The organism is Gilliamella sp. wkB112 (assembly GCF_001690685.1).
In the GTDB taxonomy this organism is placed as follows: domain Bacteria; phylum Pseudomonadota; class Gammaproteobacteria; order Enterobacterales; family Orbaceae; genus Gilliamella; species Gilliamella apicola_J.
The window spans coordinates 540622-563901 of record NZ_LZGL01000017.1 but is presented as its reverse complement, the minus strand read 5'-3'; the positions used below and the strand labels follow the sequence as shown (position 1 = coordinate 563901).

Annotated in this window: 18 protein-coding genes; 6 read left to right on the top strand and 12 right to left on the bottom strand. The window is 33.8% G+C overall.

Annotation, left to right across the window (positions count from 1 at the left end):
- Positions 1–4 precede the first annotated feature (4 nt).
- The 6 genes from glnD to A9G12_RS09230 all read right to left on the bottom strand — a co-directional run bounded on the left by glnD (position 5) and on the right by A9G12_RS09230 (position 10736).
- The gene (glnD, locus tag A9G12_RS09255) at positions 5–2665 is read right to left on the bottom strand and encodes a bifunctional uridylyltransferase/uridylyl-removing protein GlnD (RefSeq protein ID WP_065565537.1); all 2661 of its coding nucleotides are present in this window, start codon (positions 2663–2665) and stop codon (positions 5–7) included.
- Between the two features lie 172 nt (positions 2666–2837).
- Positions 2838–3563, bottom strand: a complete 726-nt coding sequence (locus A9G12_RS09250) for a hypothetical protein (RefSeq protein WP_065565536.1) — start codon at positions 3561–3563, stop codon at positions 2838–2840.
- Between the two features lie 233 nt (positions 3564–3796).
- Positions 3797–4927 (bottom strand): class Ia ribonucleoside-diphosphate reductase subunit beta, encoded by a 1131-nt coding sequence (nrdB, locus tag A9G12_RS09245; RefSeq protein WP_065565619.1) that lies wholly within the window; start codon positions 4925–4927, stop codon positions 3797–3799.
- Between the two features lie 144 nt (positions 4928–5071).
- Positions 5072–7357 carry a class 1a ribonucleoside-diphosphate reductase subunit alpha gene (gene nrdA / locus A9G12_RS09240; RefSeq protein WP_065565535.1) on the bottom strand — a complete coding sequence of 762 codons (2286 nt, stop codon included), beginning with the start codon at positions 7355–7357 and terminating at the stop codon, positions 5072–5074.
- 295 nt (positions 7358–7652) lie between these two features.
- Positions 7653–9029, bottom strand: coding sequence for a hypothetical protein (locus A9G12_RS09235; RefSeq protein WP_065565534.1), 1377 nt, complete (start codon positions 9027–9029; stop codon positions 7653–7655).
- Between the two features lie 366 nt (positions 9030–9395).
- Positions 9396–10736, bottom strand: coding sequence for a replication-associated recombination protein A (locus A9G12_RS09230; protein WP_065565533.1), 1341 nt, complete (start codon positions 10734–10736; stop codon positions 9396–9398).
- Between the two features lie 183 nt (positions 10737–10919).
- Here A9G12_RS09230 and lolA point away from each other — a divergent pair, with 183 nt between their 5' ends.
- Positions 10920–11513 (top strand): outer membrane lipoprotein chaperone LolA, encoded by a 594-nt coding sequence (gene lolA, locus A9G12_RS09225; protein ID WP_065565532.1) that lies wholly within the window; start codon positions 10920–10922, stop codon positions 11511–11513.
- A gap of 209 nt (positions 11514–11722) precedes the next feature.
- On the opposite strand, the gene A9G12_RS09220 is transcribed toward lolA, so the two are convergent.
- From A9G12_RS09220 to A9G12_RS09200, 5 genes are all read right to left on the bottom strand, one after another.
- Positions 11723–13240, bottom strand: a complete 1518-nt coding sequence (locus tag A9G12_RS09220) for a UxaA family hydrolase (RefSeq protein WP_065565531.1) — start codon at positions 13238–13240, stop codon at positions 11723–11725.
- A 70-nt stretch (positions 13241–13310) separates the two neighbouring features.
- Positions 13311–14327: a zinc-binding alcohol dehydrogenase family protein gene (locus A9G12_RS09215; protein ID WP_065565618.1), complete on the bottom strand. Its 1017-nt coding sequence runs from the start codon at positions 14325–14327 to the stop codon at positions 13311–13313.
- A 27-nt stretch (positions 14328–14354) separates the two neighbouring features.
- A complete protein-coding gene (locus tag A9G12_RS09210) occupies positions 14355–15794 on the bottom strand; it encodes a tagaturonate reductase (RefSeq protein WP_065565530.1) in 1440 nt (479 codons plus the stop codon).
- A gap of 118 nt (positions 15795–15912) precedes the next feature.
- Positions 15913–16830 (bottom strand): GntR family transcriptional regulator, encoded by a 918-nt coding sequence (locus A9G12_RS09205; protein ID WP_065565529.1) that lies wholly within the window; start codon positions 16828–16830, stop codon positions 15913–15915.
- A 112-nt stretch (positions 16831–16942) separates the two neighbouring features.
- Entirely contained in the window at positions 16943–18211 is a 1269-nt protein-coding gene (locus A9G12_RS09200) for an MFS transporter (RefSeq protein ID WP_065565528.1), read from the bottom strand.
- A 346-nt stretch (positions 18212–18557) separates the two neighbouring features.
- Here A9G12_RS09200 and A9G12_RS09195 point away from each other — a divergent pair, with 346 nt between their 5' ends.
- From A9G12_RS09195 to A9G12_RS09185, 3 genes are all read left to right on the top strand, one after another.
- A complete protein-coding gene (locus A9G12_RS09195; protein ID WP_065565527.1) occupies positions 18558–19799 on the top strand; it encodes an oligosaccharide MFS transporter in 1242 nt (413 codons plus the stop codon).
- Positions 19800–19869: 70 nt separating this feature from the next.
- Positions 19870–20988: a glycoside hydrolase family 172 protein gene (locus A9G12_RS09190; protein WP_065565526.1), complete on the top strand. Its 1119-nt coding sequence runs from the start codon at positions 19870–19872 to the stop codon at positions 20986–20988.
- 16 nt (positions 20989–21004) lie between these two features.
- Complete coding sequence (locus A9G12_RS09185) at positions 21005–22003, top strand: LacI family DNA-binding transcriptional regulator (protein ID WP_065565525.1); 999 nt, start codon at positions 21005–21007, stop codon at positions 22001–22003.
- Positions 22004–22024: 21 nt separating this feature from the next.
- Here A9G12_RS09185 and smpB read toward each other — a convergent pair whose 3' ends face one another.
- A complete protein-coding gene (gene smpB, locus A9G12_RS09180) occupies positions 22025–22510 on the bottom strand; it encodes an SsrA-binding protein SmpB (RefSeq protein ID WP_065565524.1) in 486 nt (161 codons plus the stop codon).
- 33 nt (positions 22511–22543) lie between these two features.
- Between smpB and A9G12_RS09175 the strand changes: the two genes are divergently transcribed.
- Together A9G12_RS09175 and A9G12_RS09170 are read left to right on the top strand one after the other, a co-directional pair.
- Entirely contained in the window at positions 22544–23005 is a 462-nt protein-coding gene (locus A9G12_RS09175) for a type II toxin-antitoxin system RatA family toxin (RefSeq protein WP_081299718.1), read from the top strand.
- Position 23006: 1 nt separating this feature from the next.
- On the top strand, positions 23007–23279 hold the full coding sequence (locus tag A9G12_RS09170) for an RnfH family protein (protein ID WP_065565523.1): 273 nt from the start codon (positions 23007–23009) through the stop codon (positions 23277–23279).
- Position 23280: the final 1 nt, after the last annotated feature.

Sequence of the window (23280 nt, the reverse complement as noted above, 5' to 3'; positions counted from 1 at the left end):
CTAATTAATTCATGTCATCAATAGCAAGAACTATTGATTCTCGTAGTTTGTTGCAAGTGCTATCATCCAAGGCATTATTGTGTTTATCCGTTAATATGAACAGATCTTCAATATGTTCACCGATAGTGGCTATTTTAGCACTACTTAATGATAAATCTAGATTAGCAAAGATTTCTCCAACGCGAGCAAGTAACCCCGGGCGATCAAGGGCTATCAATTCCATATAAGTTTTGCTTTCGTTAAAAGAAGACCGAAAGTTTACTTGAGTAGGCACCGAGAAATATCGTAACCGTTGTTTTGGTGGTTTAATAGTTACGCCTTTATAAACTGAACTTTGTAGTGCTTTTTCCAGTGCTTTTATAATATCTTGATGACGATCTTGTTGTAATGTTTTTCCATTTGGTTCCAATACAATAAAAGTATCAAGCGCAAATCGATTTTTATTGGTGATAATGAGGGCATCATGGATATTTAAATTATGCATATTGATTACATTACAAACAGTAGCAAATAAATATGGTCTATCTGGTGAATAGATAAATATCTCAGTCCCACCATGATGAGGACTAGGGTTGATGAATACTAAGGTTTGCGTTAAATCATGATGCAAAAGGTTTTGTGCATGCCAAACAATTTGTTCTGTGGTATAACGTAGAAAATAGTCAACCCGATAATCTTGCCAAAAGTTTTTGATCTGTGACTCTGCATAGTTTTGTTGTATTAAAATTTCTAAAGCTTGTTGTTTATGTTGCCGTGCAATACTCCGTTGTTCTGGAATTTGATGAATACCAGCATCAAAGGAACGTTCAGCAGTAAAATAGAGTTCTCGCATTAAACTTTGCTTCCAACTATTCCACAGTGTTTCGTTGGTGGCACAGACATCGGCTACAGTAAAGCAAAGTAAATATTGCAAACGGCGTTTACTTTTTACCTGTTGAATGAACTCCCGAATAACATCTGGATCTTGTAAATCACGACTTTGGGCAGTGACTGACATGAGTAAATGTGATCGGACTAGCCAGACAATTAATTCAGTATCTTTAGCATCCAATTGATGTAATTGACAAAAATCTTTCACTAAACGCGCACCAATTTCGGAATGATCGCCATGCCGGCCTTTACCAATATCATGAAATAAACCCGTAATAATTAATAATTCAGGTTTGGGTAATTTGCTATAAACTTCAGTGCTATTGGGATGTTTTTGTTTATCAGCAGTATTTTTTAGGTTATCGAGTTCTAGTAGTAACCGAATAGTGTGTTCATCAACCGTATAAATATGAAATAAATCAAACTGCATCATACCAGCAATATGCTTCCACCCTGGAATGTAGGAGGTCAATATTCCATATTGATGCATAGGTAAGATAGCTTTTTTAATGGCATCCGGATGCTTGATAATTTGCATAAACAGTTGCCTAGCTTGTGGGTCTTCGCATAGCAACTTTGGTAATTGTCGTCTTGCCGAACGCAGTTGCCTAATGGTATTGGAATAAAGGCCAATTACTTGCGGATTTAATAAAATGGTATAGAAAAGCTGCATCATCATCACAGGATTTTGCTTGAACAGATTATCATCTTTTATATCTATTAATTTTTCCCTTACTTGGAAATGTTCATCAATATCATAGGGTTTATTTTTGGGATTAAGCTCCAATATTGTTTCATCAAACAATTGTAATAACATTTGATTGAGTTCAGTAATATTGTGAGCAACTCGATAAAAATCATGCATCATGTTTTCAACTGGAGCATTGCCTGTACCGGTATAACCTAACATATTAGCGATGCTCAACTGGCGATCAAATAATAGCCGGTTATCATAACGACTAATTACGCAATGCAGTGCAAAACGGATGCGCCATAAAAATTTACGGCAAGTTTTAAACTCTTCAATATCTTCAGGAGTTAAATAATCAAAGTGGGTAATTTTATGTAAAAATTCACCACCAAAATGGCGAATAGCTATCCATTGAATAATTTGCATATCCCGAAGACCACCAGGACTATTTTTTAAATCAGGTTCCAGATTATAAGTTGTGCTGTGATACTGTTTATGGCGTTCTTCTTGCTCTTTAACTTTTGCTTGATAAAAAGCCGGAGAAGGCCAGATCTTATCGCTGAAAATTTGTTTACGCAGTTCATTTAATAATGCCTCGCTACCTGCGATTATTCTTGATTCAATCAAGTTAGTCATTATGGTGATATCATTTTTTGCTTCGTGTAGGCAGGTTGTTAATGTTCTAACACTGTGGCCTATATCTAAATGGAGATCCCAAAGTAAACGAACTAAATCAGCAACTTGTTTTTCCAGTATTTTAGTCAGTGGTTTATCACTTAAAATTAAAATATCAATGTCAGACAAAGGATGAAGCTCGGCACGCCCATATCCACCTACGGCAATTAAAGCAATACGGTTTTGTTTAAATAGTGAAGAAATTTTCTCAGGGATTTGATAATAACGCCATAAACGTTGTAAGAGCTGATCGATAAAGGCACTGCGCAAATGTACCAATACATCAATATCAGCATTGTGTTTAAATTGGATTATTGACCATTGTTGAAACTCATCAAGCTGCTGCTTGAGATAGTTAATATTTATCTGTTCATCGCTGAAATCTAAGGGTGAAACAGGGTAACACAAATGAGTTTCATTCATAGCCATAATATTAAATTAAGCAAATTCAATAGATATATCGTTACGCGATTTTAAATTACTGTCAAGTTACAAGAAATTAATTTACATTAGTCGATGATTGGCTTAATAACAAAAAAGGAACATAATGATGTTCCTTTTGTAAAGAAGTTTCAGGAGTGCTATACGTTTTAGTATGGGTTTACCGTTTGAAACTATTTAAATTCATTGATTCTTGAGGTGTATTAAAATTACTAATTAATTTGTATTTAATATACTGATTGGTAGCATCTAGCACTTCAATTACTGCACCTTTATATCTAATTACTTTTGAGCTAGATAAGTCATATTCAGCATTATTCGAAAAAGTAGGATGAGTTAAATCATTATTAAATTCTCGGTATCCTATGTTAATTTTATTACCAATTTTACCATTATAAATTAATGTCTGCTGCAATTTGCTCTGGCTTGTTATATTAACTTTTTTTAAAGTATATTGCTTATCATAGTTACAAAAATCAGTTCCAGTACTAAAGGAAATACATACTTCATTTTTAGCATTGTCTTTTCTCACTCTAATACCAATAGGTTCCGGTGATGAAGTGAAGGTTTTTACAATAGCATTTCCATCATCACTTCTAGCTGAAAAAAATAAATGATTCTTGTTTTCTCCAAGTTTAGGATAGTCACCTGGCTCTATAATATATGCATGAAAAGGTCTGGTAATCTCAGTCGTGGTAGGAAAAGAGACTGCGTCCATTAATTTGACTTCTCCTTGGTTTAGCATGTTATCACCAATATAGGTTGTGGTGATGGCATTAAGCTCAGGATAACTTATTGGTGTCACTTGAGGCATATAGTTATATTTAATGTCACTAACACAACCAAGCAAAACAAACGATAATGTTGCAATTAATAACTTTTTCATTTTGTTTCCTTACATTATAGATATATTTATGAAATATTAAGTTAATTCGAGAATATATCAAGATAAACTTCTATACTTTAATTGAAATAATAAATTTATATCAATGATGTAAGGTGATATTAATCAAGTTAATAACTTGAATTAACGTGGGACTAACATTAATAACAAAAAGGAACATCAGTATGTTCCTTTTGTAAATAGGTTTCAGGAGTGCTATGCATTTTAGTATGGTTTTACAGTTTGAAATCACTTAAATCATCTTCATTAATTTCGGAGTCAATTTGCCCAACTAAGTAAGAGCTCATTTCGGCTTCTTGTGGTGCAACTTGAACATTATCGGAAACTAACCAGTTATTAATCCATGGGATAGGATTAGATTTAACTTCAAATGGTAATTTTAGTCCAACTGCTTGCATACGAATATTAGTGATGTATTCAACATATTGGCATAAGATATCTTTATTTAAACCAATCATAGAACCACCAGCAAATAGGTACTCAGCCCAATCTTTTTCTTGATTGGCTGCTTGTAAAAATAGATCATAACACTCTTGTTCACATTCTTTGGCAATTTCAAGCATTTCAGGATCATCTTCACCACTGCGCAAGGTATTAATCATAAATTGGGTGCCAGTTAAATGTAAGGCTTCATCACGAGCAATAAGTTTGATAATTTTAGCATTACCTTCCATTAGTTCTCGTTCTGCAAAAGCAAATGAACAAGCAAAACTAACATAAAAACGAATGGCTTCGAGGGCATTAACGCTCATTAAACAAAGGTAGAGTTTCTTTTTTAGTTCTCGTAAATCAATAGTAATAGTTCTATTATTGACGGTATGTTTACCTTCACCAAGCAAATTATAATAGCTAGAATAGCTTATAAGATCATCATAATAACCAGCAATATCACCAGCACGTTTTTGAATTTCTTTATTGGTTACAATATCATCAAAAACAACAGATGGATCGTTAACAATATTACGAATTATATGTGTATATGAACGTGAATGAATGGTTTCTGAAAATGACCAAGTTTCTACCCAAGTTTCTAATTCCGGAATTGAAATTAAGGGTAATAAGGCAACATTGGGACTGCGGCCTTGAATTGAATCAAGTAAAGTTTGATATTTTAAATTACTGATAAAAATATGTTTTTCATGTTCCGGAAGGCTGGCATAATCAATACGATCTTGTGAAATATCAACTTCTTCCGGACGCCAGAAGAAAGATAGTTGCTTTTCGATTAGTTTTTCAAATATTTCATATTTTTGTTGATCATAACGGGCAACATTTACGGATTGGCCAAGAAACATTGGCTCTTTAAGTTGGTCATTATGCACATGCGAAAAGGTACTGTAATTCATACTCATAAAAGAACTCCTAACATATTTTTTAGTTACTTTTACCACCACCTTTCGACAGTGCAAAAAGGGATGAATGGTTGGGAGAGTTACCAGCTCCCCCTTTAAAACTGATTTTAAGGTAATATTTACTAATTTTGGGCGCGATTAAATTTTACAGGCTCCGCCTTCACAGCCATCATCATTACTAGTAAGGGCAATATCACCTTGAATATCTTCAGCACCATCTCTAGTGTTATGATAATAAAGGGTTTTGACGCCGAATTTATAAGCTGTCAATAAATCCGCTAATAATTGTTTCATTGGTACTTTGTCATTTGGGAATTTGGTTGGATCGTAATTGGTATTGGCTGAAATAGCTTGATCAATGAATTTCTGCATAATACCTACTAGGTGTAAATAGCCAGTATTATTAGGAATTTGCCACAGTAGTTCATAGAAGTTTTGTAGATTTTTATAATCCGGTACCACTTGGCGTAAAATACCATCTTTAGATGCTTTAACACTAACAAAACCACGTGGGGGTTCAATACCATTGGTGGCATTTGAAATTTGTGAAGAAGTTTCAGATGGCATTAATGCTGATAATGTTGAATTGCGCAATCCATAAGTTTTTATAGACTCACGTAGTGATTCCCAATCATAATGTAAAGGTTCTTTCGTAATGCTATCTAAATCCTTTTTATAAGTATCGATTGGTAGAATACCTTGAGAGTAGGTGGTTTGATTAAATAATGGGCAGGCGCCTTTTTCTTTCGCCAAATTATTTGAGGCTTTTAACAAATAATATTGCATAGCTTCAAAGGTACGATGAGTTAAATTATTGGCACTACCATCAGAATATTTAACCCCATGTTTGGCTAAATAGTATGCATAATTAATCACACCAATACCTAATGTGCGGCGGTTCAATGAAGAATTTCGAGCAGCTGGCACCGGATAATCTTGATAATCAAGTAATGAATCTAGTGCGCGAACGGCTAAATCAGCAATTTCTTCAAAATCATCAAGTGATTCAATTTTACCAAGGTTAAACGCCGATAAGGTACAAAGGGCAATTTCACCTGTTTCATCATTAATATTATTAAGCGGTTTGGTTGGTAAGGCTATTTCCATACATAAATTAGATTGATGAACGGGTGCTAGTTGTGCATTAAACGGACTATGAGTATTACAGTGATCAACATTTTGTATATAAATACGCCCAGTTGATGCTCGTTCTTGCATTAATAATGCAAATAGTTCCACCGCCTTAACTTCACGTTTACGGATATTTTCATCTTTTTCATATTGTTGATAAAGCAGTTCAAACTTATCCTGATCAGCAAAAAATGCATCATATAGTCCGGGAACATCTGAAGGACTAAATAAGGTAATATTTTCATTTTTAATTAACCGTTGATACATTAATTTATTAATTTGTACCCCGTAATCTAAATGACGAACACGATTTTCTTCGACCCCGCGATTGTTACGCAAGACCAGTAGACTTTCGACTTCTAAATGCCAAAGTGGATAAAAAACAGTTGCCGCACCACCGCGAACGCCACCTTGTGAGCATGATTTCACCGCTGTTTGGAAATATTTATAAAACGGAATACAGCCAGTATGAAATGCTTCACCGCCACGAATAGAACTGCCCAAAGCTCGAATTCGACCCGCATTAACTCCTATCCCTGCACGTTGCGACACATATTTAACTATGGCGCTAGCAGTGGCATTGATTGAATCTAAACTGTCATCACATTCAATTAGCACACATGAACTGAATTGACGAGTTGGTGTACGCACCCCTGCCATAATTGGGGTTGGTAGCGAGATTTTAAATGTTGAAACGGCATCGTAAAAACGTTTAATGTAACTCATGCGAATTGCTTTAGGGTAATTAGCGAATAAACAAGCAGCTACTAAAATATATAAAAATTGTGCACTTTCATAAATTTCACCTGTGACGCGGTTTTGAACTAAATATTTTCCTTCTAGTTGTTTTACTGCAGCGTAGGAAAAAGTCATATCTCGCCAATGATCTATTATTTGATCCATTTGAGCAAAATCTTCTGGGGTATAATCTTCCAGTAAATGTTTATCATAACGTTTATCTGCCACTAGCTTTTTTACATGTTCATAAAGTGGGGGAGGAGTAAATTGGTTATAAGCTTTTTTACGTAAATGAAAAATCGCTAAACGAGCTGCTAAGTATTGATAATCTGGAGCATCTTGTGAAATAAGATCGGCCGCAGCACGTATTATGGTTTCATGAATATCTGATGTTCTTATGCCATCATAAAATTGAATGTGTGACCGTAATTCGACTTGTGAAACCGACACATTTTCTAATCCTTCGGCAGCCCAATTAATGACGCGGTGGATTTTATCCAAATTGATTGCTTCTTTTTTACCATTGCGCTTTGTTACTAACATTGATTTATTCATTTTTTACCCAGTGTTATGTTTTTTTTGTGTTAGCATCATAATTGATATTAATCAAAAAATACAATATATAGTGCCTATTAATCAAATTACTACAATATATAGTGTATTGGCAAGTTGGTATCATTTAAGTTAAACTGCAAAAACTTGAATTAATTTATATACCAATGTTATAAGTATGCAGTTATATTGAGTTAAAATTTGGGATTGGAAATGAGATATTGATAACAATAAATAAAAAGATCTACCTATCAATAAGTAGATCTTTTAAATTATATAAAAGTGGATTAAGTAAGTTTTATTTTATTGCAGTACATATACCGTTTTTTCTTTCGCCTGCACCACGGCAGTGGTATTTTGCATCATAGGAATGCAAGTCACAGTATTTATTTGCTACCGTATCCCATAACCAGTACCGTCTGTGTAGATTATCTTGATTTGTAGCCGCTGCCCATGAATTAGGATAAGCCGTTTGACTTGGAGCTCCCCATTCACCTAATAATGTACCTATTTCCCGAGTAAATGTTACATCTCCGGCGAATTCTCCCATTCTGGCATTACTGACTTCATTTGCATAACTTATGCGGTAACTACCTGGTTTACCTAATGAATCACAACCATCAACGATTTGATTTCGAGTACCAATATTTCCTTTTGGTTGACCGATTATGTTTTTATCCCAACCAGAAAACCATTTGGTTATAACAAATCCATAGTCAATTATTTGTTCGGTTACCTTATGCTTTCCTTGTATAAGAACAGGAAAGCCATTATTAGAATTCATAACATAATTCCATGCGGTTTCCGGATCCATTGCATTAGGAGTATTAAAGCTAATGGTAACTACATCCTTCGTGTTAAGAGAAAGTGTGACGAGTTCTTGACCTTTAATGATTTCCCAATCATATTGATCTCTTAAACCATTTTTAGTCAATAGAAGATCAAACTTTGCCCCATAAAAGGCTGTTGTTGGAAAGTTTTTGTTTATATCAATATTAGATTGAATTAGGAAACCATTCCTTTTATCCCAATGATTTAATGCACTATTGGCTGCTGCAGTTGGCTTAAGTTCCGGTCTGGCAAAGCAAATACCCGCATGATTTAATACAGTATAAGTTTTAGATGGTTGTGTAATTACTTGCTCATTTGGGTATTCATTAACATTGGGATCACCATATTTTGAAAGTAATAATAAATTAGAGGATATTTTGACTTTGTAGGGTCCTATTTTACCATCTTTAGCTATTGAGCAAAACGTATCAGTATTTTTGGGAGTGAATTGAACTAACTTATTGTTAGAATCAGTATAATACCAAGTTAATGTAGTATTATCTTTTAATGTTAAGGCGCTTAGTTCATCTCCATCTATATCTAAATACTGATCTGCATCTGGTTGTTTTATTGGTGCTATTTTGAAGCGGTCTTTAAATGGATAGCTAACAGATACAGGAATATTGAGTGCATCATCACCATAGTAATTTTTATTATCTACAGTTAAGCCAAAAAGTTCAAAATTATCAAAATTATCTTCAACTGTGGTTGCTAATCTGGGTTTGTTTCCTTGAATTGTCGCTATTGTTGTTGCTGTTACGGCTTCAGCATTATTAGCAAACTGTAAAAAGGATATTATATAAACAATTGTTATAAAAGGCTTTTTTATTATACCTTTAGTCATTGTTGTTACCATTCCTTATATTTTTAATGGGTATTTATATTGATCTTTCACAAGATTAAAGGCTTTTTTGATATAAGACAAATTGTTTAATTCGATCAATTCCTGCAAAAACAATAGTTGACATCTATTAATATCTTTATAATGATCGTTTTAAACTTTATTCGATCGGTTAGTAACCAAATTGTAGTTAAAAAATGTTCACGGATGCTTGGTTTTCTAGGCTTGAGGAACAATTATGGATTAAGTACATTATTGTATCTTTGAAATGATAAAGGCTACTATATTTTCATATAATCAATAGTTGATACTCAGTTATTATTAACAATAAAATACTAAGTTTTTAAAAAATTTTACTAAAATAATAGGTTAATTTTGTTTTGATTTGTAGCGTTGAATATTACTGTTACGGTTTTGCTCTTCTAACCACAGTAGTTTATCGGAATAAATTTTTTCGGAACCACGGGAAGTAGGATGATAATATTTAGTCTCGGCAAGCTCAGGGGGGAAATAATTTTCACCAGCAGCAAAAGCATTAGGTTCGTCATGCGCATAACGATATTCAGCACCATAACCTAAATTTTTCATTAAATTAGTTGGGGCATTACGTAAATGTTCAGGAACATCATAATCAGGTTTTGATTGCGCATCATTCATTGCTTGTTTAAAAGCAAGATAAACAGCATTACTTTTTGGGGCGCAGGCAAGATAAATTATGGCTTGTGCGATAGCTCGTTCACCTTCTGCTGGCCCAACTCGAGTAAAACAATCCCATGCTGCCAACGCCACTTGCATAGCTCTAGGATCGGCATTACCTACATCTTCGGAAGCAATAGCCAATAATCGGCGAGCAACATAGAGAGGATCGCCACCAGCGGAGATGATTCTGGCATACCAATAAAGGGCTGCATCTGGTGATGAACCTCGGATTGATTTGTGTACCGCAGAAATTAAATCGTAAAAACGATCGCCTTGATTATCGAATCTGGCACTGCGCTCACCAATGACTTCTTTTAATAATTCAGGAGTGAGTTGCTTACCATCAGACATATCAACTAATAGTTCAAGAGTATTGAGCGCTTTTCTGGCATCACCACCTACAAATTCGGCTATCTGTTTTTTGGTTTCTTCTAGTAAAACAACTTGCTGATTCCCATAACCACGTTCTGAATCATCCATTGCTTGTTGTAAAATATTTTCTATATCTTGATTTGATAATGGCCTTAATAAGTAAACTCTTGCTCGGGATAACAGCGCAGAGTTTAATTCAAACGATGGGTTTTCTGTGGTAGCACCAATAAATGTAACAGTGCCATTTTCTACATATGGCAAAAAGGCATCTTGTTGACTTTTATTAAAACGATGAACTTCATCGACAAATAAAATAGTACGAATGCCTGCTTGCTGATTGATTTTTGCACGTTCAATGGCATCGCGAATATCTTTTATGCCAGACGTGACGGCTGATAAACGCTCAACTTTAGCATTGGCATGATGGGCAATGATTTCCGCTAATGTAGTTTTACCGGTACCTGGTGGCCCCCATAAAATCATAGAATGTAGATGACCGGCCTCTATAGCTTTTGGTAAAGGTTTACCACTGCCTAATAACTGAGCTTGCCCAATATATTCTGATAAATTACGCGGTCGCATTCTGGCAGCTAGTGGTTTAAATTCATCAGTAGTAAAATCAAAGGACATACTTGACATTTGGTTGATTATCCAATTGGGTGAAATTTAAAGTATTATATACTGGTTACTTGATAAGTGAAAAAGAAAAGAAAATATCTTTCCCAGTTAGACGAAAAACGGTAATATTTTGACACTAATTTAGCTATAAGCAATCGCATATAATTTGCTTAGAAAAAACAAGTGCATATATAAGGATTTGCCATGAAAAAATTGTTATTATTGGTTGGGTTATTCCTAAGCATGTCAGTATTGGCGGGTGATAAAGAAGTATTACAACAAAGATTAGATAAAATTGATGGATTTTATGCCCGCTTTACCCAAGATGTGAAAACCGCTGATAATCAACCAGTTCAACAAGGTAAAGGTGATCTTTGGGTTACCAGACCTTACTATTTTAACTGGACAATTAATGAACCCGACGAAACTTCGATTATTTCTGATGGCAAAAATATGTGGGTCTATACTCCGGCAGTTGAGCAAGTTAGTGTTATGGATTTAAAGAAAACGGTTGATAACCGTTTAATGTTACTTATTACCGATAGCCATAATCCCATTTGGAATGTATATCAGGTAACCCGTAAGCAAGATTCTTTTACACTTAAACCAACTGATGGTTCTAATCAAGATTTTATTATTTCTGTTCTACCAACGGGTATGATTGCAAATTTCACAATAATTGAAGAAGATGGTCAACGCAGTTTTTATGATTTATCTCGCCAACAATTAGGCAAAGTGGAATTAAGCAAATTCAACTTTAAACCACCAGTTGGGGTAACAATTGATGATCAAAGATAGTAGCTTTTTAATTCGTCTAAAATCTATAAATTAAAAGTGTCAATTAATATTAAATAACTTAACTTTAGTAACTCTTAAATTCTTTCATTAAGCCCTTTGGACTTAATGAAAGGCGGTATAGATACTATTTATTATTTAACTTTCTTCTATTTTTTCTAACAAAATGGTTTTCTGTAGATTCCATTAATAGTAATGAAATAAAAAATTAATTATTCAGTTACCCCATTTTTGAAAATGGATAAATCACGAAATTCATTTTTTTCATTACAAGTTTGTTTACCGTTAACAAGTTGTATAATCACATCAACAAACTGTTCTAGCAATTTATCCATATTGACGCCATTAACGAGTTGCCCGGCATCAAAATCAATCCAGTGTTTCTTTTTTTGCGCTAATGCTGAATTAGTTGAAATTTTTACTGTTGGAACTACTCCTCCATAAGGCGTTCCTCTACCAGTTGAAAATAAAACCATGTGACAACCAGAAGCAGCTAATGCGCCTGTTGCCACCGCATCATTTCCTGGTGCTGATAATAAATTGAGTCCAGTATTTTTGAGTCTATCACCATATTCTAATACATCAACTACGGTACTATTTCCTGCTTTTTGTGTACAACCAAGAGATTTATCTTCAAGTGTTGTAATTCCTCCAGCTTTATTACCAGGAGAAGGATTTTCGTAAATAGGTTGGTTATATGACATAAAATATTTCTTAAAATTGTTAACCATATTTACTGTTTTTTCAAAAATGTGTGTATTAATACAATGAGACATTAAGATTGTTTCGGCGCCAAACATTTCGGGAACTTCGGTTAACACGCTAGTTCCACCATGAGCAATTACATAATCAGAAAATTTTCCTAATAATGGGTTTGCTGTAATGCCGGATAATCCATCGGAACCTCCACATTCAAGTCCAAATTTTAGTTCACTAAGCTTACCGGTTTGACGACGATCTAATTTCATTACTTGATATAATTCGTGTAAATAATTTACACCTTGTTGAATTTCATCTTCCACTTCTTGTGAAATCAGAAAACGGACACGTTCATGATCATATTCTCCAAGGCTTTCTTTAAATGCAGAGAGTTGATTATTTTCGCATCCTAAACCAATAACTAAAACCCCGCCAGCATTAGGATGTTTGACCATATCTTGTAATATAGTTTTAGTCGTTTGATGATCTGGTCCTAATTGAGAGCATCCATAAGGATGTGAAAGTAGTTGCACACCATCAAAAACAGAGTGATTTAGCTCAATGTCTTTTGCCATTTCTACTAAAAACCGTTTACGAATTTGTTCTGCAATACCGTTAACGCAACCAACAGTTGGGATAATCCAAAGTTCATTACGAATACCTACATCTCCATTTTTGCGTCGATAAAGGTTCACATCCCTATCCGGTAGTGAAGATGAAATATGATTAGCAACAGGTTCATATTGATATTCATCAAGTTCACCAAGATTAGTCTTAACATTATGAGTATGCACATGTTCACCAACTTGAATAGCTTGGGAAGCATGACCAATAGGGAAACCATACTTAATGATGTTTTCACCTAGTGAAATCGGTTTTATCGCTATTTTATGACCTGAAGGAATTTCTTGTAAAACAGTAATTTGTTGATTATCTTGTAATAGCTCACTATTTATTTTATCACCTGGGTGTAATGCTTCTAATGCAATAATAACATTATCGTTACCATTGATTTTAATTGTTTTTTTCATGAACTCTTTCCTAAAAATACACTTTTCCGCTACTTGTTAGTAGCGGAATAATTGAAAGATAGTTATTTAGTTAACCTATTTTTATTACTGATTTAAGTCGATTACTTGGATCATCTCGCATTTCTTTAAAAGCATTTTCGGCATTATCCAATTCGTATATGTCGGTAATAATTTTTCTTACATCACATTTTCCAGAACTGACTAAATCAATTAATTCGATAAAGTCTTTTTTTAGTGCATTACGTGAACCAAAAATATCCAACTCTTTAGTTTGAATTTGCGTGAAAGCAAAATCTAATTTTTGTTTACTTACACCTACTAAACCTACTCGACCACGATAAGCGGCAGCATCAATACAATTTTGGAAAGTTTGTGGTAATCCAACACATTCGATACAAACATCAAAACCATCACCTTGAGTAATATCTTTTACTCTTTCTTCAAAATTCTCTTTATCTGTCCTAATAATACCTTTTGCACCTAATGATAATGCTTTATCTAATCTTGATTGCATTACGTCACTTACATATACGTCAGCCTCTTTTAATACGGCAGCCATGACAGCAAATAAACCAATAGGTCCGGCACCAACAACTAGTACTTTATCTCCTTTTTTTACTGACGTTCGTTGAATTGAATGATAACTGATACAAAATGGTTCAATCATTGAAAGCGATAATGCATCTAATCCTTTACCATCATATATCCGCTCAATTGGCATACTATAATATTCTCTGAAAATGCCATCTCGTTGCGCACCAAGTGTTTGATTCCCTGTGCAACAGTTTACAAAACCACGTCGACAAGAATAACATTTACCACAGTTAAAATAAGGATTAGCCGTAACAACCATTCCTTTTTTGATCCCTTGGTCGTTTTCACCAACTTCAACCACTTCTGCCGAGAACTCATGTCCTGGAATACGTGGATAACTAGCATAAAGGAAAGTTCCTTTATACGTTCCCATGTCTGATCCACAAATCCCGCCATATAATACTTTTAAGATTGCTTCACCTTTTTGTAAGGTTGGTTTTTCCATTTCTTTTACTTCGACTTTTCCTGGTTCAGGAATAACAATATATTTCATTTTAGTCATCTGTTTGACTCCTACGGTTTAATTGTTTGGAATATAATTTTTGATATCGTCAGATAGAATATTTTTCAGATTTTCCGTTACTAAATCCGTTAATCCAACAACATTATTGAGATCTTGTCCCCAATGATCTGTCATTTTTAATACATTCGAGACAAGTGTTTTTACATCATTTTGGTATAGTGGTTGCCACTGCTTAAATCGCTCTAATAAATGAGCATCATCGGTTAATGAAATTGCTTGACCTTGATACTCACCTCGATAAAAGGCAATAAGCGCAGCTAATGAAAACGAAATATATTTTGGAGGTTGGTTAAACCTTTGACTATAGGTCAATAATTGAGGTAATAAACGTGTTTTAAATTTAGTTAATGAATTTAATGAAATAGACATCAGTTCATGTTTGATAAACGGATTTTTGAAACGTTTTAATACCTCATCAGCAAATTGTATTAGTTGTTGTTTATCTAACGATAAGGTTGGGATCACTTCTTGGTTAAGGAGGTTTTTAACAAATGTTTCAATTTGCACATTACCCATACATTCACCCACAGTTCTGAGTCCTGCAAGATAAGCAACCGGTACCATTGCAGTATGAGCGCCGTTTAAAATACCTACTTTTCTTTCTTTATAAGGTTTAATATCATCAACAACTAAAATATTTAGGTCGACTTGATCTAGTTTTAATTTTTGTTTTAACCATTGTGGACCTTGGATAACAAATAGATAAAAATACTCGGCAGTATCTAAAAAACGATCTTGATAACCAAGTTGTTGTTCAAGTTGTGCACTTTCATCTTTAGGATAGCCAGTTACAATACGGTCAACCAAAGTTGAACAAAAGGTATTGCTTTCATTGATCCATTCGATAAAAGCATCATCAAGTTGCCATAATTTTGCATATGCAATAATTAACTCTTTTAATTTATCACCGTTATAATCAATAAGTTCGCACGGAATGATGATTAAACCTTTATCTTTTTGCCCTTTAAAAAATTGAAAACGATGATGTAAAAAACAAGTTAATTTAGCGGGAAAAGTTGCTGGTGGTGTATCGGTAATTTTATCTTTATCACTAAATGCGATACCTGCTTCAGTGGTATTTGAAAAAATAAATTCTAAATCCGGGTTTTCGGCACATTTGAGATATAACTGATAATCTTGATACACCAAAATTTCGCGGTTAACTGAATAGATAATTCTAGGTGTAGCTATAGCTTTTCCTTGTTCATTAAGTCCACGGATAATTGTTGTATAAAGACCATCTTGTTCATTAATGGATGGTTGATGTGTATCAATAGGTCTGACGATAGTTACGCCACTATTAAAGTTTGTTTTTTCATTTAGGTTATCAATAATCCAATCAATAAATGCTCTTAAAAAATTACCCTCACCGAATTGTAAAATTTTTTCAGGAAATTTAGGACCAGGAAAATTAGATCTATTTAATTGTTTAGCCATATTATTGCTCTCTTTAATTATGTTGTTAGGTAGTAATTAGAGATAACTATAGAAAAAGATAAAAAAAGAGAACGAAATTTTTAATAGTTTCGTGTTGAATATAAAAATTTTTTGTTTTTTATCTGTTTTTTATGGCTAATGTACGTCCAATTGATTCTTGCATTGAAGTTTTGGCTGAATTTAAATGTCTACATAATGCTGCAATAGCAACCGGTTCATTTTTTTGTATAATTGCCGTTAATACAGCAATATGTTCTGATACAGCAATGCTGTTGCGTTCTTTAAGATCACTACTATCCCATTGATAGTGGAAATGAAAAATAACTGATATTAAATCAAAAGATTGCATAAAAAATGGATTATCATTGCAAGATAAAATAAGCTCGTGAAAATCCCGATCAAGAATTGAAAAAAGTTTATATTCATCTTGCATATTTTTTTGGAGATTTTTGTGTCGTTGCAATAACTCTTTTGCTTTGATCCAATTAATATGGTTATCTGGTTGAGCCATAAAAGATTTGAGGGCAAATATCTCTAAGACGCTCCGAAATTCATATAATTTTTCCGCGTAATCCTTAGCAAAGGTAACCAATTCCCATTCCCCTTTTTTTACATTATTAATAAGTCCATAGTGTAAAAAACGTAATAAAAATTCACGAACAACAATGGGACTAACATTAGTTTCTTTAGCTAATTGGATTTCATTAAATCGATCACCTGGTAGTAATTTTTTACTATTGATCAAATGGTAAAAATAAGCTTCAAATTTTTCATCTTGAACGGATTGCTTATCAAACTGACAAGCAATTTTATCTTCTTGTGTAGGTTTACGGTTTAAATAATATTTATTATTTTTGTCTACCAAAATATTAATTTGACATAAATATTCTAAAACTGCTCGTATTGTTGTTCGACTAACGTTAAAAGTATCTGCAAGAATTGAAATAGAAGGTAATGGGAAAGATAAAATGTTGTTATTTATACAATCAATAAATTGATTGATAGTATTTTGTCTTAATGTTTGACTTCTGCCCATATTACATTTCTCAGCAATTTTATTATAATAAGAGAGTTTAAAAATCCTATCAAATGTTTTGATAGAATTTTTAAACTAAATAAATAATTTATTGTTATTTTTTAAAATTATATTAATTTGTTGCTATTGGTTTGATATCTTTTAATACCAATAAATAAACCAATGCACCAATAGCACATGCGCAACCGGAGACTACTAAAGCATACATAAATGAACCGGTTGCTCCGATGATATAGCCTGTTACTATTGGGCCTAATATTCCTCCACAATTTGAAACTGTATTTTGAATTCCACCTAAAACTGATGTCATATTTCTTGGCGCAATATCACCAGGTAAACACCAAATAGCTGATCCGGCAAAAGCAAGTCCGATATATGAGATACAAAGTAACATCATCATTACGGTGATAGAATCAACTAATCCAGCAAGTGAGATAGAAGTTGCAATTAGCATTCCCCCAACTAAATTAATTTTTCTAGCAAGACTAATATTATTTGTTTTTATATAAATAAAGTCAGTGAACCAGCCACCAATCCATTGTCCTATTATGCCACATAAAGGTGGTAACATGGCTAAAAATCCCATTTCTGTTAAACTTAAACCTCGTTCTTTCATTAAATAGGTTGGAAACCAAGTAATGAAGAAATAGACTGCGTAATTAAGCATAAAGAATCCAATACACATGGCAATCACATTACGGTATTTCAGTAATTGATACCATTTCATTGGTTGTACCTTGTCAATGCCTTCTTTTTTTACTTGACCATCGCGAATATATTTCAATTCTGTAGCACTGATGCTAGGGTGCAATTCAGGATCTTGATACACACATAACCACCAAACTACCCAAATTAGACCTAATCCGCCACAAATAAAGAAAGCTGCATGCCATCCCCAAGAAGCAATAATCCAGACGACAAGAGGCATAGCAAAAGCTGTTCCAAATCGTGACCCGCTATCAAATAAAGCAGTAACACGACCTCTTTCCCTATCAGGGAACCATTTTGCTGTAATTCCTCCATTACAAGGATATGCCGCAGCTTCTCCTACACCCATAAAAACACGAGCCATAATAAAGCCAATAGGTGATGTGGCTAATGCTGTTGCGGCTGTGGCTAAAGACCACCAAGTTACAGATCCGGCTAGTGTTTTCCTTTGCCCAAAGCGGTCAGCAAGAAATCCGGCAGGGATTTGGCAGCATGCATAACTTAAAAAGAATGCCGACATAATCCATCCCATAGCTTGGGGAGAAATATCTAAGTCAGTAGCAATAATAGGAGCTGCTGCGGACATCACAGTTCTATCTAAATAGTTAATTACGATAGCAAATAACATTAGTATTGCTATATGGAATCGAATACGACTATTTTGTTTAGTCATAAAAACCTCTTTCTATAAATTATTAAATAATATATCCAGTTAGTTGCCTTATTACTTATAGAATTAACAAAAACTACTAATGGATAAGTAAGTAATTTCATTAAAATAACCTTACTAATAGTAGAGGTAAATTTTATTCATATGATGAATTGTTTATTTGATTGTGGTAGAGATAATATTTTTCTGTTTTTTATTTGTTTTTAATCTTTATCGTTATTTTTTCTTAATATCACTTTAACTAATGAAATAATTTTGATGTAGATCACATTTATCTAATAAACCTTTTAAAGCTAAATTTTTAGCTATTCATACTCATTCGCGTACTCCACTCTACATAGGATAAATTATGACTACGACATTTTATAAAAAGCCAACTTATTGGTTTGCTTCCTGTTATAGTTTTATGTATTACGCTGCAGGTAGTTTTGTTTTTTCTTTTTATGCAATTTGGCTTAGTAAGGAGATAGGCTTAACCGCAAAACAGACAGGTATTATTTATTCGTTTAACTATTTTATTTCGCTAATCATTATGATTTTGTATGGTGTTTATCAAGATAAATTGGTGCTAAAAAAACACCTTGTTTGGTTCCAAAGTGTCATTATTACCTGCGCTGCTCCGGCGTTAATTTATGTGTATGAGCCGTTGTTACGCCATAATTTTTATATTGGTGTTATTTTCGGTAGTTTCTTTTTAGGTTTCGGTTGGGTTGCTGGAATGGGACTTATTGACTCATACTGCGAAAAAATCAGCCGAGCATTTGGTTTTGAGTTTGGTCAATGTCGAACTTGGGGGTGTATTGCTTATGCTGTAGGCACCTTTATTGCGGGTATTTTAATTAGTCTTAACCCTCACCTTAATTTTTGGGCGGCATCGCTTGTAGGTGTCTGTTTTATGATTCTTAATCTCAACTTTAAGCCTGACTTAAGTAAATCATCGGAAGCTGTTTTTCAGAAAAAAGATAAACTTAGTTTTAATGAGATTATTTCAGTTTTTACCCTGAAAAAATTCTGGATATTTGTTATCTATGTACTTGGTACTTATAGTCTTTATAATATTTATGATCAGCAGTTATTCCCAGTCTATTTCACACAGCAATTTGAAGATGTTAATGATGGTTATCGTTTATACGGTATATTGAATTCATTTCAGGTGTTTCTCGAAGCGGCAGTAATGTTTTGTGTACCATTTGTAGTGAATCGTGTCGGCGCTAAAAATGCATTGATTTTTGCAGCATTTATTTCGGCTTCACGTATATTTTTAACTGGTCATGTCAACAGTATTGCAATTATTTCAGTTATCAAACTTATGCACTGTTTAGAGATCTCGACTATTTTAGTTTCAGTATTTAAATATATCGATAATAACTTTAATGCTCGCCTGTCTGCGACAGTTTTTTTGATTGGTTATCAAGTCGCGGGTTCGGTTGGTGTCATCTTGTTCTCAACCTTTGTTGGTGATTTTTATGATACGGCAGGGGCAGCCACCACTTTTAATAATCTTGGTTTAGTTGTCTTAGGTTTTATGATTTTTGCTATCTTCTTCCTAAGTCGAGACAAGAAAAGCGCCAATATTGAAGAAATTAAGTAACAAGTTAAATAAGTAAAAATTATTTTAAACTTTTATTAATAGAATTTTATAACGTTAGTAAGGATTCACAATGAACATATATAATTCGGTAACACAATTTCACTTTGAACAAACTCGAACTATTTCGCCAGAAAATATGACTGGTGAAAAAGGTAAGTCTTGCATGAAGGCCAGTGCTTTAGGTCCAAGTCGTAAAGGACAAGGTTGTATATCCATTCCGGCAGGTGAAACAGTAACTATAGCAGAGATCAATGGACCAGCCGAGATTCGTCACATGTGGTTTACCTTAACTGACAGAACGCATCGCGGTAGTTTTGTACTTCGTGATGTGGTGATTCGTATTTATTGGGATGATGAAACAATTCCTTCGGTTGAGAGCCCAATTGGTGATTTTTTCTGTAATGGTTTTGGGGCAAGGTGCGATATTAATTCAATGCCAATTGTTGTTAATCCAACAGGTGGTTTTAATAGTTATTTTAGAATGCCATTTAATAAAAAAGCTCGTATTGAAATTCAAAATGAGCATGAAGCTGATTTACAGCATTTCTTTTTTACAATTAATTATGCCATTATGCCTAAACCATTTGAAGCACCACTTTACTTCCATGCACAATGGCGAAGACAACGCGTAACCAATTATGCACAAGATTATGTAATATTGGATAATGTTGAAGGTCATGGTTATTATGTTGGTACTTACTTAGCATTGACGGCTCTTGAGCGTTATTGGTGGGGGGAAGGAGAGTTTAAGTTCTATCTTGATGATGATAGTGAGTATCCAACTCAGCATTCAACGGGTTCGGAAGATTACTTTGGTGGGGCATGGGCATTTCATAATCGTGATAGTCAGGGTCGACCAAAAGCTAAATGTTTTCAAACATTATTTATGGGCTATCCTTACCAAACTAATCGGGATGCGACGCGTGATTTTTTCCAAACGGGGGATTCTAATCCAGTACATGGTTTTGGAGATGATAGTTTACCAATGCATGGTTTATATCGTTGGCATTTGCCAGATCCAATCGCATTTCATAAAAATATCAAACTTGCTTTTCAGCAAATAGGTAACGATGATATAAGATTATACGAGCGATGTGATGATATAGCGAGTGTTGCATATTGGTATCAAAATCCTTCGATTAACCATTATCCACCATTTCCAAATCAACAACAACGAACTCCACGTTAATACAAAAGGGTAATTTATGGCGAGTAATAAGATTAAAATCAATGATATTGCTCGTTTGGCTGGCGTGTCGGCTACGACCGTCAGTCATATTTTTAATAAGCGAGACAAAAAATATCGTATTTCGCCACAAACTCGGCAAAAAGTACTTAGTATTGCTCAGCAATATAGTGATCAACCTCATATCCGTCAATGTATTATCAAAGCTAATAGTACCGATACTATTGGGGTAATTGTTCCAGATATGTCAAATATGTTTTTCTCTTTGTTTTTGCATCATTTAGAAGCATCATTTAGACAAAAAAATATTCAATTGTTAATTACATGTAGTCATTATAATCGAGATGTTGAAATTAAAGTCGCGCAAAACTTAGTTGAACGTAAAGTTGATGCAATGATTGTGGTCACATCTTTAGATAGTGATCAGTTTTATGTCGGTATTAATGAACATACTCCGGTTTTATTTTTCGATCGTTATTTAAAAGACACCACATTACCGTTTATTACTAGTGAGGCAATAAAGTCTGTGTCAGAGTTAATTGAACCATATGCTAAGCAATTAGATGAATTTTATTTTATTGGTTGCGATATTCAATTAACATCTATAAGAGCAAGGTTAGAAGGATTTAAACAAGGATTAGCAAAAGCAGGATTAACATTTAAATCAGATTGGTTAGTGAGTGATGACTACTGCCCAAATAAAGGCTACCAGTTGCTTAAAATGGTACATGAAAAATTAGGGCGATTACCCAGAGCAATTTTCACTCCTTCAGGTAATCTATTACAAGAGGTGCTTAGTTATTTAGTAGAAGTAAAAGTAGAACCGAAACATATTTGTTTATGTTCTTATGATTATAATATTCATCTTGATTACTCATATTATCCTGTTGATGCAATTACTCAGGATTATCAAAGTATGGCGTATACTTGTGTCAATGTTATAAATAAATTAATTAAATTTAAAGAATTGAAAAGCAATGCTTTTTTGATTGAACCTCAAATTATACGTCACCGATAAATAACTTATTGAGGCTATAAATTAGCCTCGATTAGCATTTTTCATAATACGCGCTTTATCTACTTGCCATTGGCGTTCTTTAATATCTGTGCGTTTATCGAACTCTTTTTTACCTTTGGCCAAACCGATTTTAACTTTTGCCCATGCATTCTTCCAATATAATGAAAGTGCTACCACAGTATAACCTTGGCGGTTAATCTGCCCAAATAATGAATTTAATTGGCGTTGGTTTAAAAGTAATTTACGGTTGCGCATTGGTTCACAAATGACATGAGTTGACGCCACAGACAGTGGTGTAATAGTGGCACCAAACAGCCACGCTTCACCATCTTTAAGTAATACGTAGCTATCGCTAATATTAGCTTTACCTGCGCGTAGTGATTTAACTTCCCAACCTTGCAGGGATAACCCCGCCTCAATTTCCTCTTCAATAAAGTACTCATGGCGTGCGCGTTTATTTAATGCAATAGTCGCCGATCCCGGCTTATGTGATTTTTTCTTAGTCATAATGTGCGTTATTATAGAGTTACGTGATACTATATGCCACTAATTTTATTTTTTAATTTTATAACTATGGCGCACGTTTTTCACGAAGTTATTGAGCCTTATTCTATTCAACAAATGTTTGAGTTGGTGAATGATATTGCCCACTATCCAGAATTTGTCCCAGATTGTATCGCAACTGGTATTGTTAGCAAACAAGATAATCTTGTTACTGCTTTTATTGAGGTTGAAAAATTAGGTTTCAAAAAATCATTTACCACTCTTAATCGAATCAATGAACCTAATTCAATTGATATGCAATTGCTTGAAGGTCCATTTAAGCATTTATCGGGTAAATGGCAATTTATTGCATTGGATAAGAGTAGAACTAAAATTAGTTTTGACTTAGATTTTGAATTTAAAAATAAGCTATTGGATATTGCTTTTACACCAATTTTTAAAGAAGTGATGGCAAACATGGTCAATGCATTTTCACTGCGTGCAAGGCAGATATACTAATATGATAAATATTCAAGTTGTTTATGCACTACCTAATAATCCAACTATAATTGATTGTGAAGTTGAAGAGCAAAGTAATGTCTTGCAAGCTATTACAAAATCCAATATCTTATCATTATGTCAGATTAAATTAGATGAGCATTTAATAGGCATTTATGGTAAACGTTGTGATCTAAACGAGTTGGTTAAAAATGGTGATCGTATAGAGATTTATCGACCTTTAATTAATGATCCCAAAGAGATTAGACGCAGAAAGGCAGCTCAAAAAAGATAAT